The organism is Loktanella sp. DSM 29012 (assembly GCF_900110705.1).
Taxonomy (GTDB): Bacteria; Pseudomonadota; Alphaproteobacteria; order Rhodobacterales; family Rhodobacteraceae; genus Loktanella; species Loktanella gaetbuli.
Genome location: NZ_FOEJ01000004.1, coordinates 345640 through 358309 on the forward strand (window position 1 = coordinate 345640; position 12670 = coordinate 358309).

General features: G+C 63.3%; 11 protein-coding genes. 5 read left to right on the top strand and 6 right to left on the bottom strand.

Annotation, left to right across the window (positions count from 1 at the left end):
• The first annotated feature begins 86 nt into the window (after window positions 1-86).
• Window positions 87-1262: a pyridoxal-phosphate-dependent aminotransferase family protein gene (locus BMX27_RS11415; protein WP_090159938.1), complete on the top strand. Its 1176-nt coding sequence runs from the start codon at window positions 87-89 to the stop codon at window positions 1260-1262.
• On the opposite strand, the gene BMX27_RS11420 is transcribed toward BMX27_RS11415, so the two are convergent.
• The 4 genes from BMX27_RS11420 to BMX27_RS11435 form a co-directional block, all read right to left on the bottom strand.
• Window positions 1259-1585 carry a DUF305 domain-containing protein gene (locus BMX27_RS11420; protein ID WP_090159939.1) on the bottom strand — a complete coding sequence of 109 codons (327 nt, stop codon included), beginning with the start codon at window positions 1583-1585 and terminating at the stop codon, window positions 1259-1261. The genes BMX27_RS11415 and BMX27_RS11420 overlap by 4 nt on opposite strands.
• 83 nt (window positions 1586-1668) lie before the next feature.
• Window positions 1669-1875: a hypothetical protein gene (locus tag BMX27_RS11425; RefSeq protein ID WP_090159940.1), complete on the bottom strand. Its 207-nt coding sequence runs from the start codon at window positions 1873-1875 to the stop codon at window positions 1669-1671.
• 50 nt (window positions 1876-1925) lie between these two features.
• Window positions 1926-3038 (bottom strand): pyridoxal phosphate-dependent aminotransferase, encoded by a 1113-nt coding sequence (locus tag BMX27_RS11430; RefSeq protein WP_090159941.1) that lies wholly within the window; start codon window positions 3036-3038, stop codon window positions 1926-1928.
• Window positions 3038-5968, bottom strand: a complete 2931-nt coding sequence (locus BMX27_RS11435; RefSeq protein WP_090159942.1) for a valine--tRNA ligase — start codon at window positions 5966-5968, stop codon at window positions 3038-3040. The genes BMX27_RS11430 and BMX27_RS11435 overlap by 1 nt, the downstream gene beginning before the upstream one ends.
• 133 nt (window positions 5969-6101) lie before the next feature.
• Between BMX27_RS11435 and BMX27_RS11440 the strand changes: the two genes are divergently transcribed.
• A complete protein-coding gene (locus BMX27_RS11440) occupies window positions 6102-8402 on the top strand; it encodes a xanthine dehydrogenase family protein molybdopterin-binding subunit (protein ID WP_090159943.1) in 2301 nt (766 codons plus the stop codon).
• Window positions 8389-9405 carry a DUF2235 domain-containing protein gene (locus BMX27_RS11445; protein WP_256212482.1) on the top strand — a complete coding sequence of 339 codons (1017 nt, stop codon included), beginning with the start codon at window positions 8389-8391 and terminating at the stop codon, window positions 9403-9405. Before BMX27_RS11440 ends, BMX27_RS11445 begins: the two co-directional genes overlap by 14 nt.
• On the opposite strand, the gene BMX27_RS11450 is transcribed toward BMX27_RS11445, so the two are convergent.
• Together BMX27_RS11450 and metF are read right to left on the bottom strand one after the other, a co-directional pair.
• Window positions 9389-9865 carry a PaaI family thioesterase gene (locus BMX27_RS11450; RefSeq protein ID WP_090159945.1) on the bottom strand — a complete coding sequence of 159 codons (477 nt, stop codon included), beginning with the start codon at window positions 9863-9865 and terminating at the stop codon, window positions 9389-9391. The genes BMX27_RS11445 and BMX27_RS11450 overlap by 17 nt on opposite strands.
• 39 nt (window positions 9866-9904) lie before the next feature.
• Window positions 9905-10771, bottom strand: a complete 867-nt coding sequence (metF, locus tag BMX27_RS11455) for a methylenetetrahydrofolate reductase [NAD(P)H] (protein WP_090159946.1) — start codon at window positions 10769-10771, stop codon at window positions 9905-9907.
• Between the two features lie 97 nt (window positions 10772-10868).
• Between metF and BMX27_RS11460 the strand changes: the two genes are divergently transcribed.
• Window positions 10869-11774, top strand: a complete 906-nt coding sequence (locus tag BMX27_RS11460; protein ID WP_090160025.1) for a LysR family transcriptional regulator — start codon at window positions 10869-10871, stop codon at window positions 11772-11774.
• Window positions 11775-11837: 63 nt separating this feature from the next.
• On the top strand, window positions 11838-12626 hold the full coding sequence (locus tag BMX27_RS11465; protein ID WP_090159947.1) for an inositol monophosphatase family protein: 789 nt from the start codon (window positions 11838-11840) through the stop codon (window positions 12624-12626).
• Window positions 12627-12670: the final 44 nt, after the last annotated feature.

The following is a 12670-nucleotide window of genomic DNA, read 5'->3' on the forward strand; positions in this document are numbered from 1 at the left end:
CCAAGTCAGGCAAGGCACAGGGGGTGTTGACGCCGCGCGGGACAGGCATAGGGTTCGCGCAATTCAATCCGCAAAGGTCAATTCCCATGTCGTTGTCACACGGTCGGTCCTATCTCGCCATTCCCGGCCCTTCGGTCATTCCCGATGCGGTTCTGCGGGCGATGCACCGCGCCTCGCCCAATATCTACGAAGGCGAGCTGCACGACATGACCGCCAGCCTGATCCCCGATCTGCAGATGGTGGCGCGGACCACGGCTGACGTGGCGATCTACATCGGCAATGGCCACGCGGCATGGGAGGCCGCATTGGTCAATATCTGTGCGCCGGGCGATCTGGTTCTGGTCTGCGCTACCGGCCGGTTCGGGCACGGCTGGGGTGAAATGGCCAAGGGACTGGGGCTGGAGGTTGAGATCCTGGAATTCGGACAGCAGGCCCCGGTGGATGCCGCAAGGCTGGAGGCGCGGTTGCGCGCGGATACCGATGGTCGGATCAAGGCCGTGCTGGCCTGTCATGTCGATACCTCGACCGGTGTGAAATCCGATGTGGCGGCGATGCGGGCGGCCCTGACGGCCAGCGGGCATGACGCCTTGCTGATGATCGACTGCATCGCCTCATTGGGATGCGATGATTTCCGCATGGACGACTGGGGCGTCGACGTGATGGTCGCCGCCTGCCAAAAGGGTCTGATGACGCCTGCGGGCATCAGTTTTGTCTGGTTCAACGCACGTGCCGACGCGCGTCAGCCTGCACAGATGTCGACCTATTGGAACTGGCGGCCACGGGCGCGGCCTGCGCAATTCTACCAGTATTTCTGCGGCACGGCACCGACCCATCATCTGTACGGGTTGCGCGCGGCGCTCGATCTGATCAAGGCCGAGGGGCTGGATGCGGTCTTTGCCCGGCATACGGTGCTTGCGCGCGCACTGTGGGCTGCGTTCGAGGCTTGGGGCGCGCAGGGTCCGCTGCATCTGAACGTGTCGGATGCAGCGCACCGCAGTCATGCGGTGACATCGCTGTGCATGGCAGAAGGGCAGGCCGATGCGCTGCGCCATTGGTGCGAACATACCGCCGGTCTGACGCTGGGCATCGGCCTGGGCCGCCAACCGGAAAGCGCCTATTTCCGCGTCGGTCACATGGGCCATATCAACGCGCAGATGATGATGGGCGCGCTGGGCACCATTCAGGCGGGCCTGATGGCCACCGGTGTGGCCCACGGGCCGGGGGCGCTGGATGCCGCCGCCGCCGTGATCGCCGCCGGCTAATTCTGCACAGGATTGGCGGCCAGCCAGTCGTTCATTTCGTCGATCTCGGCCTGTTGGCTTTGCAAGATGGTCTGCGCGAGGGCGCGGACCTCTGGGTCCGTGCCGTTCGCCAGCACGTCGTTTGCCATGTCGACGGCTGCCTGATGATGGGGAACCATGCCGGCCATGAAATCGTGGTCGGGGTTTCCGGTCATCGGCATGTCGCCCATCCCCGCCATGGCACCGTGATCCATCATGGAATCCTGCTGCAAGATCATCATGCTGCCGATCCCCAGACCAGCCCCCACAACCAACCCGGCAAGCGCACCAATGCGTGTCGACATCTCAATTTCCAATCATGTCAGAAGGTGACGCGCAGACTGCACGCCTTGTGATCCAGTCAGCACGGGGCCTGGACATGTGCAAGTCACTTTACAGAGGGGGGATCGTCGCGGTCGCAGCCATGGACGCGGATGAAGCGCACCCGCAGCTGGTCCAGGCAGGCCGCAGTCAGGACCACCCAGAAAAAACCGAACAACGCACCGATGCACCAGAACGCCATGAACAGGATCAGGCCAAGCGTCCCGAGGAACGCGTTGGTGTAGTCCTGGACCCGTCCAACCTTGCGCTGCATCGTCATTCTCCTGTCCGCAGTATCAACCTGCGGTCAGGATGGTGCTACGGTCAAGCGTGACGACGCGCCGCAGCCAATGCATCCGGTAACGCTTTTGCGAAGGCGTCGATCTGGTCATCCGGGCCGCAGGTGACGCGGATGCAGCGATCCAGCGGGGCGACACCGGGCATCCGCACGAAAATACCGCGTGTCGCCAGTTCATCCAGCACCGCACGCGCAAAGGTCCCGTCAGCCCCGCAGTCGATCGCGACGAAATTGGTGGCCGAGGCCAGTGGCACCAGCCCGTTTTCGAGCGCGATCGCCGCCAGCTTGTCGCGGCTGTCCGCGACACGCGCGTTGATCTGCGCCAGCCAGTCCTGATCCCCGAGTGCCGCCAGCGCCGCAGCCTGTGCCACGCGTCCAACCCCGAAATGGTTGCGCACCCTGTCAAAGGCCGCGATCAGGTCGCGCGCGCCCAGTGCATAGCCGACCCGCAGACCTGCCAAACCGTATCCCTTGGAAAAGGTGCGCATGCGGATCACGCGCGCATCATCGGGGGCGACGGCCAGCGCCGTGCCCTGTGGTGCCAGTTCGATATAGGCCTCGTCCACGATCAGCAGACAGCCTGCCGGTACATTTGTGACCAGATTGCGCATCATGTGCGCGCTGTGATGGCTGCCCATCGGGTTGTCGGGGTTGGCGAGGTAGATCAGCTTGGCACCGGTTTCGCGGGCCTTGGCAACCAGTCGCTCTGGATCTTCGAAATTGCCGGTATAGGGCACGGTGTGCAGCACACCGCCAAAGCCTGTGACATGGTAATTGAACGTCGGATAGGCCCCAGCCGAGGTCACGACACTGTCGCCCGGTGCCACCAGCAGGCGCACCAGATTGCCCAGCAATCCGTCGATACCTTCACCGATCATGACGTTTTCGGGGGCGACCTCATTGTGTGCGGCGATCGCGTTGCGCAACGCGTGCATGTCCGGATCGGGATACATCCACGCCTCATCGGCGGCGGCCCGGATCGCCTCTGCGACACGCGGCGAGGGCCCAAAGCTGGATTCGTTTGCCCCCAGCCGCGCGACAAAGGGTGCACCGCGCATCCGTTCCAGCCGTTCAGGCCCCACAAACGGCACAGAGGCGGGTAGCCCCTGTGCCAGCCGTGTCAGTCGTGGGTCGGTCATCAGTCGAGTTCCGCCAAACGATCAAGCGCCGTCGTCAGTTGTGCGGCCTCGGCCTCGCGCTCTGCAAGGTTGGCCCTGGTTTCGGCGACGACCTCTGGCGGGGCGGATTCGGCGAATTTGGGATTGTTTGCGCGCCCAGCCAGACCCTTGATTTCCTTTTCCAGCTTGACCAGCGATTTGCCCAGACGCGCCTTTTCGGCGGCCACGTCGATCAGACCCGCCAGCGGCAGGGCAAAGGTCGCGCCCTTGGTCGCCACGGTCAGCGATCCCTTGGGTGGCGTGTCGGCGGTGTCGATGCTGTCGACCCGTGCCATGCGCATGATCATCGCGATGTTGTTGGCCTGCGCGGTTTTAGCGGCATCGTCCGCCTCGATCTGCAGGACCGGGATTTTCAGACCGGCGGGCACGTTCAGTTGCGCGCGGGCGGACCGGATGCCTTCGATCAGGGAAATCACCCAGTTCATTTCCGCCACCGCATCGGCGTCGGACAGGTCGGTGTATTCGGGCCAGGGGGTCAGCGCCAGCATCTGGTCGCGGGGGCGCGACTGCTGCCACAACTCTTCGGTCACGAACGGCATGATCGGGTGCAGCAGGATCAGACACTGGTCCAGCGTCCAGGCCAGCGTCGCCTGCGTTTCCGCCTTGTCCGCGTCGCTGCCGTCCATCAGCAGGGGTTTGGAAAATTCCAGATACCAGTCGCAGAACCGGCCCCAGATAAAGGCATAAAGCGCGCTGGCCGCGTCGTTGAACCGGTAGTCGGTCAATGCGGCGTCCACGTCCGCGCGCAACTGTCCGACCTCTGCCATGATCCAGCGGTTGACGGTCTGGCGGGGTGCGGGCCGTTCGGCGGGTGCGTCAAACGCGCCGTTCATTTCCGCCAGCTTCGCGGCGTTCCACAGCTTGTTGACGAACTTGGCGTAGCCGCCGATGCGGTCCTCGCTGATTTTCAGCACACCACCGATGGAGGCCATCGCGGCATTGGACATGCGCAGCGCGTCGGCACCGTAGGTGTCCACCATGGTCAGCGGGTCGATGACGTTGCCCTTGGTCTTGGACATCTTTTCGCCTTTGGCGTCGCGGACCAGCTGGTGCAGGTAGACCGTGTGGAACGGCACGTCGTCCATGACGGCCAGCGACATCATCATCATGCGGGCGACCCAGAAAAACAGGATGTCCTGCCCAGTAATCAGCACGTCGCCGGGGAAGTAGCGGTCGAGTTCCTCGGTCTGATCCGGCCAGCCAAGGGTGCCGAAGGGCCAAAGGCCCGAGGAGAACCATGTGTCGAGGACATCGGGATCGCGTGTGAGTGTGCGGTCGTCGCCTGCCTGCGCACGCGCCTCGGCCTCGCTCGCAGCACAGAATTGATTGCCATCATCATCGAACCACACCGGGATTTGGTGCCCCCACCACAGCTGGCGGGAAATGCACCACGGCTCGATGTTTTCCAGCCAGTGATCGTACACCTTGCGGCCCGAGTCCGGGATGATCGTCGTGCGGCCGTCCTTGACCGCGTCCAGCGCGGGCTGGACGATCTGGGCGGTGTCCACGAACCATTGGTCGGTGAGCATCGGTTCGATCACGACCTTGGACCGGTCGCCAAAGGGCTGCATGATCTTTTTCGGCTCGACCAGTGGCACCAGTTGGTCCAGCCGGTCCTCGCCGCCTTCTTCGGGTGCGACCAGTTTTTCGGCAGCAGCACCCAGACGCGGATCATTGGGCGCGACCATCACGGCCAGACCTTCTGCGGTGATGTCGTCCACGACGCGCTTGCGCGCCTCGAACCGGTCGAGACCACGATAGTCCTCTGGCACGAGGTTCATCGCGGCGATCATCGCCTCGTCAAATGTCTGTTCGCCGTTTGCGATGGCCTGCGCGGTCGCGGCCTCTTCGGCGTAGGGTTTGCCATCGGCCCGCATCGCGCCACGCGTGTCCATCAGCGCATACATCGGGATGCCGCCGCGTTTGGCGACCTCGTAGTCGTTGAAGTCATGCGCCCCGGTGATTTTCACCGCACCAGAACCGAAATTCATGTCCGGGTAGGGGTCAGTGATGATCGGGATCAGGCGGCGGGACTCTTTGGGTCCCACCGGGATTTCGCACAGCTTGCCGACGATGGGCGCATAGCGTGCGTCGTCCTTGTGCACGGCCACGGCACCGTCGCCCAGCATGGTTTCGGGCCGGGTGGTCGCGATCGAGATATAGTCGCGCTCTTCCTCGAAGAGCACGTTCCCGTCCTCGTCCTTTTCCACGTAGGTGTAGGTCTCGCCCCCGGCCAGCGGGTATTTGAAATGCCACATGTGGCCGTCGACCTCGATGTTCTCGACCTCGAGGTCGGAAATCGCGGTTTCGAAATGCGGGTCCCAGTTCACCAGCCGCTTGCCGCGGTAGATCAGGCCCTTGTCGTACATCTCGACGAACACCTTGAGCACGGCATCGTGGAAATTGCCGTCCTTTTCGCCCGCAGGCGCGTTGGGTGCTCCCGACATGGTAAAGGCAGAGCGTGACCAGTCCATGCTGTCGCCCAGCCGACGGGCCTGATCCTCGATCGTGCCCCCGGATGATTTTTTCCAGTCCCAGACCTTTGCCAGAAACTCTTCACGGTCCATTTCCGAGCGTTTGCGGGTCTCGCCCTTGGCGGCCATGTCCTTTTCCACGACCAGCTGTGTGGCGATGCCCGCGTGGTCCAGACCGGGCTGCCAGAGCGTATCGTAGCCCTGCATCCGTTTCCAACGGGTCAGAATGTCCATCAGCGTGTGGTTGAACGCATGGCCCACGTGCAACACGCCCGTGACGTTCGGTGGCGGCAGCATGATGGTGAATGTCTCGTCCCGGCGCTTGCCCGCGCCGGCCTTGAACGCGCCGGACTCTTCCCACATCCGGTAGAGTTCCGCTTCGCGGGTGGCGGGGTCGAACGATTTGGGCAGGGCCATGGGTCTTGTCCTTCAGCTTTGTTGTCGCCCCAATACCCCAAAGCGGGTTGCGGCGAAAAGGGGCAATGCCGGGGGCTGGACACCCGGTCGCGATTGTCTGAGGGTTTGTCGCGAAAACACGAGGGGTGGCGCAGTGGAAAAATTCGGCAAAAGCCAGTCGGTCAAACGGGTCGAGGATCTGCGGTTCCTGACAGGCGAGGGACGCTATGTCGACGATATTGCCCCCGCAGATGCGCTGCGGGCGGCTTTTGTGCGCGCACAGGTGGCGCACGGGACCATCACCGGGATCGACGTGTCGGATGCACTGGCGATGCCGGGTGTTGCGGGCGTCATCACGGGGGCTGACATGCAGGCTGCGGGTGTGGTCATGGACATGGCCGGCGTGCAGGTCAAAAACCGTGACGGGTCCAAGGGCGCGCATACATCGCGCCCGATTCTGGCACTGGACCGCGTGCGCCATGTGGGTGAACCGATCGCCATCGTGCTGGCCGACACGCTGAACAACGCCCGCGACGCCGCAGAGGCGGTAATCGTCGATATCGACGAACGGCCCGCGCATATGACGCTGGAGGTGGGCGGTGAACCCTTGCACGACAGCGCGCCCGAAAACCTCGCATTCGACTATGGGTTGGGTGATGCCGATGCGGTGGCCGCCGCCATCGCGGGTGCGGCGCATGTGGTGACGGTCGCGGTGCCGGACAACCGTGTGATCGTCAACGCGATGGAACCACGCGGCACCTATGCGGAGTGGACAGATGGCAAGTTGCACGTCGCGATCAACGGGCAGGGGGTCTGGGGACCAAAGGCTGATTTCAAGAAACACTTTGGTCTGGACGACGACCAGATCCGCGTGACCAATCCGGACACGGGCGGCGGTTTCGGGATGAAGGGGATGCGCTACCCTGAGCCGCTGGCCTGTGCGCATGCGGCCCGCGTGCTGGGCCGTCCGGTGCGCTGGATGTCTGAACGCACAGAGGCGATGCTGACCGACAACGCGGGGCGTGACCTGACGACGACGGCGACGCTGGCCTTTGATGCGAACAACCGGATAGTGGCCTACCATCTGGACACGGTCGCCAACATGGGGGCCTACAACAGCCAGTTCGCGCAGGCGATCCAGACGGATTTGTTTTCCAAGGTGCTGATGGGCACTTATGATGTGCAGACCGCCTTCATGCGGACGCGCGGCATCTATACCAACACCACGCCCGTCGATGCCTATCGCGGGGCCGGTCGACCCGAGGCGATCTTTGTCCTCGAACGCACCATGGACGAGGCGGCGCGCCAGCTGGGCGTCGACCCTTGGGAGCTGCGGCGCGCAAATTTCATCCGGCCTGATCAGTTTCCCTATACGACCGTCAGCGGCGTGACCTACGACGTGGGCGATTTTGCCGCCGTGCTGGCTGCCGCCAAGGACAGCGCAGACACCACCGGTTTTGCCGCGCGCAAGGCCGCGAGTGCGGCCAAGGGTCGGCTGCGCGGGCAGGGCATTTGTTATTACATCGAAAGCATCCTCGGCGATCCGTCGGAAACGACGGCCGTGGAATTTCGCGCGGACGGGCGGGTCGATATTTACGTCGGCACGCAGTCAAACGGGCAGGGGCACGAAACGGTCTTTGCCCAGTTCCTATCGGACCATACGGGTATTCCTGCAGACCGGATTACCGTGGTGCAGGGCGACAGCGATCTCATCCCGCAAGGCGGCGGCACAGGTGGATCGCGGTCCGTCACCGTGCAGAACACCGCGACGCTGGCGACGGTCGAGGCGATGATCCCGGCCTTTGCCGCCTATCTGGCGGACAAGGAAGGTGTCGACGCCGCAGGCGTGACATTCGACGACGAACGCTTTCGCATTCCGGGCAGCAACCTGTCGCCCACTGTGCTGGAGGTCGCGGATATGGCGCGGGCTGACGGCCGCGACGACCTGCTGCGCCACAGCCAACGAATCACGCTGGACAACCGCAGTTTCCCGAACGGCTGCCACGTGGCCGAGATCGAGATTGATCCCGAAACGGGCGAAAGCCACGTGGACCGTTACACGGTGGTCGACGATTTCGGTAACCTCATGAATCCGATGCTGGTCGAGGGACAGATTCATGGCGGCGTCGCACAGGGGCTGGGGCAGGCGCTGATGGAACGCACCGTGTTCGACGCGGACGGCCAGCTGCTGACAGCCAGTTTCATGGACTACGCCATGCCGCGCGCGTCTGAGATGCCCATGATCGGGTTCTCGACCAGACCCACGCCGTCGCTATACAATCCGATGGGTATGAAAGGCTGCGGCGAGGCGGGCACGGTCGGTGCGCTGGCCGCTGTCACCAATGCAGCACTTGATGCGATGTGGGACGCGGGCGTGCGCCACGTGGAAATGCCGCTGACGCCCCATCGCGTCTGGGGTTGGCTCCGGGATGCTAGGTCGCGTGACGCCGCTTAAACGCCTGTTCGGCCTTTTCCGGTTTCTGCCGCGCCGCAAGAGCAACGCGGCACGCGAACCGGGGCAGGCGACCCATGTGATCATCCTCGATGGCACGATGTCGTCGCTGGCGCAGGGTTATGAAACCAACGCCGGGTTGACCTACAAACTGCTGCGCGAGGCCGGGCAGAAGTCCAATCTGACCGTCTATTACGAGGCAGGTATCCAGTGGCGCGGCTGGCGCGACACGCTGGCCGTCGTGTCGGGGCATGGCATCGATGACCAGATCGCGCGGGCCTATGGCGTGTTGGCCTCGCGGTATCGGCCGGGCGACCTAATCGTGCTGATGGGCTATTCGCGGGGTGCCTATGCGGTGCGGTCATTGTCCGGCATGATCGGACGTGTCGGCCTGTTGCGCCGGCAGCAGGCAACGACACGCGCGGTCCGCCAGGCCTTTCGCCACTATCAGCGGCAAAGCGCGCCCGAAGTGCTGGCACGGTTCCGTGCGCGGTTCTGTTATGATGCGACACCCGTCGCGGCGGTCGGTGTCTGGGACACGGTCCGGGCGCTGGGCCTGCCGGTCATCTGGCGTTTCATCGAGAACAACCAAGATTTTCACGATCATCACCTGGGCGATCACGTCGGGCGGGGATTTCACGCGCTGGCGCTGGATGAACGTCGCAGGGCCTATGTGCCGGTCCTGTGGAATACGGACGCTGATGATGCGGCCTGGGTGGATCAGGTCTGGTTTCGCGGCACCCATGCCGATGTAGGCGGGCATCTGGATGGCAAGTCACAGGTGCGCCCCCTGTCGAACATCCCGCTGGTCTGGATGCTGGATCGGCTGTCGCAGGCCGGCATGGCATTGCCCGATGGTTGGCGTGACAGGTTTCCCACGGACCCCGACGCACCGTCAGTCGGTCAGTGGCACGGCTGGGCCAGGCTGTTCTTGTGGCGCGTGCCGCGTCGCAGGCTGACCGACCCGTCGGAACGGATGCATGAAACGGTCAGGCAATCTGCATGATCAGGCAGGTTGTTGAACCCGTGGCATAGAGCTTGCCATCCGCGTCGGTGATGCGGCCCGTGGCCACGCCGGTTGACCTGCCTGCATGGTCGATCTGGCCTGTGGCGATGATCGGGGTGCCGGGCGGGATCGCGCGGGTGATGTTGATCTTGTATTCCAACGTTGTGTAGACCGACCCGCGCGGCACGGTCGTCATGACCGCGCAGGCCATCGCGGAATCCAGCAGTGTGCCATACCAGCCTCCGTGGATACCGCCCATCGGGTTGGTATGCGCGAAATCAGGTGTGCCGTGGAACACGATGCTCCCGTGGTCCACGCTGTGCAAGTGGTAGTTCATGATGCCCGAAATCGGCGGACCAGACAGTTCTCCTGCCAATACGGCCTGCATGAATTCCAGCCCTGTCAGTGACAACAGCGTCTCGCGGCTGGGCAGTTCGTCGAATGTCTTGGCAAGTGGCATGGGGCGGTCCTGTCCTGAGGTCCGCCCAAGATGGTCTGGTCAGGCGACGTTTTGCAAGCGTGCCTGAGGCGCAATTCCCAGCGCGCGGCAAATGTCCTGCGTCAATTGCGGTTTGTTCAGCGTATAGAAATGCAGATGGTCGACGCCGCCTTGCAACAGCTCGTCACACAGTTCGGTCGCCAATGCGGTCGCAAGCAGATCGGCGCTTCCGTCGCGGGTCGCGTTTTCAAAGGCCTGCGCGATCACGGGCGGAATGCTTGTGCCGGTGGCGGCGGCAAATTTCGATGCGCCCTTCCAGTTTTCGACGGGCAGGATGCCGGGAATGATCGGGGCGGTGATACCGGCGGCCACACAGGCATCGCGGAAACGAAAGAATGTGTCTGCCTCGAAGAAGAACTGCGTGATGGCCGCAGAGGCACCGGCGTCGATCTTGCGTTTCAGGAACGCGATGTCGTCGGCCTGGCTGCGGGCCTCGGGGTGTTTTTCGGGATAGGCACCGACACGCAGCGTGAATTTCCCGGTATCGGCCAGCGCCTCGATCAATTCGATCGAACTTGCGAAGCCCTCGGGGTGGGGTTTGAAACCGTCGCTGCCCTTGGGTGCGTCGCCGCGCAGGGCGACCAGATCGGTGATTCCCGCGTCAGCATATTCATTGGCGATGGCCAAGGTTTCCTCGCGGGTGGCGTCCACACAGGTCAGGTGGGCCGCAACCTTGAGGCCGGTGGTTTTGTCGATGGCGGTGACGGCCTCATGTGTCAGCTGGCGGGTGGTGCCGCCGGCACCATAGGTGACCGACACGAATTCGGGGGCCAGCGGCGAGAGCGCATTGACGCAATCCCACAGGCGAAACGAACCCGCGATGTTCTTGGGCGGAAAGAATTCAAAGCTGATGGCGGGGCGGGTCATGATGGTTCATCCTGATCTGAGTTCTTGCCTAGATGCCACCGCGCCGCATATGAAGCAAATTCATAACTTTCACGATGATCATGAGGCAAACCGCGAAATGCACATCGAGTTCCGTCACCTGCGCACGATCAAGGCGATTCATGATACCGGCGGGTTGGGCCGTGCGGCGGATATGCTGGGCATCACGCAAAGCGCGCTGAGCCATCAGATCAAGGGGATCGAGGATCAGGCCGGGGTGGAATTGTTCGTGCGGCGCACCAAACCGCTGCGCCTGTCGGCTGCGGGCATGAAACTGCTGGCCGCTGCCGAACGCATCCTGCCGCAGGTCGCGGCACTGGAGGCCGAATTCGATGGCCTTGTCGCGGGCAAGGCAGGACGACTGCATATCGCGATCGAGTGTCACGCCTGTTTCGAATGGCTGATGCCGGTGCTCGATCAGTTCCGCAAGGCTTGGCCAGAGGTCGATGTCGATATTCGCCCCGGACTGGCGTTTGAAGCGCTGCCTGCGCTGATCCGCGAAGAGGTGGATCTGGTCGTGTCGTCCGACCCCGAGGATTTGCCTGGCGTCGGATTTACCCCGATTTTCGATTATGAACCCATCTTCGTGGCCCCTGCCGGGCATCCCTTGGCCCAAAAACCCTATGTCGAGGCGGCGGATTTCGTGGATCAGACCTTGATTACTTATCCGGTGGACCGGCACCGGCTGGATGTCTTCAACGCCTTGTTGACCCCGGCCAAGGTCGAACCGCTGGCGGTGCGTCAGGTGGAACTGACCGCGATGATCCTGCTGCTGGTGGCGTCCAACAGGGGGGTTGCGGTTCTTCCTGACTGGGTCGTGCGGCAGGTGCGCTACAACGCCGATTATATCACGCGGCCCCTGACGGCGGACGGTATCACCAAACGGCTGTATGCGGCGACGCGCACGGCGGATGACGGGCTGCCGTTCATGTCGCATGTTGTCCGGCTGGCGCGCCAGGAGGCGGTCAAACTGCAACGCGCCTGATGTGCTTGTGCGCAGACGCCTGCGGGCCTATACGCCCCGCTTGACGTAAATCGGAGAGTCCCCATGGCTGGCAGCGCAAACCTCAATGTGATGATGAAAACCGCCCGCAAGGCCGGTCGCGCCCTGCTCAAGGACTTTGGCGAGGTCGAGCAGCTTCAGGTGTCGACCAAAGGCCCCGGCGATTTCGTCACCCGCGCCGACCGTCAGGCCGAACAGACGATCCGCGATGATCTGATGCATGCGCGTCCGTCCTATGGTTTTCTGGGCGAAGAGGGCGGCGAGAAAGAGGGCGAAGACCCGACACGCCGCTGGATCGTCGACCCGTTGGACGGCACCACCAATTTTTTGCACGGCCTGCCGCATTGGGCGGTTTCCATCGCGCTGGAACATAAGGGGCAGATCGTGTCGGGCGTGATCTATGACCCGGTCAAGGACGAGATGTTCTACGCCGAAAAAGGTTTTGGTGCATTTGTGAACGAATCGCGCATCCGCGTGTCGGGGCGTCATCGCCTGTCGGACGGTCTGTTTGCCACTGGCCTGCCTTGGGCCGGACGCACCGATCTGCCCGAAACGCTGCAAGACCTGGCAAGGTTGCTGCCCGCCTGCGCCGGTGTGCGCCGGTTCGGTGCCGCCTCGCTGGACCTGGCCTATGTGGCCGCCGGTCGCTACGACGGGTTCTGGGAACGCCGCCTGAACATCTGGGACGTCGCCGCAGGCGTGCTGATCTGCAAAGAGGCAGGTGCCATCGTCGAGGCGATCACCCCCGACGCCGATCCGCTGGAAACGGGTGCCATGATCGTGTCGAACAGCGATATCTTTGACAATTTCGCCAAGGTCGTCCGCAAGGCCTGATGACAGCGCGCCATCCGGTCATCCCGCCGCCGTAGTCCGCTCAG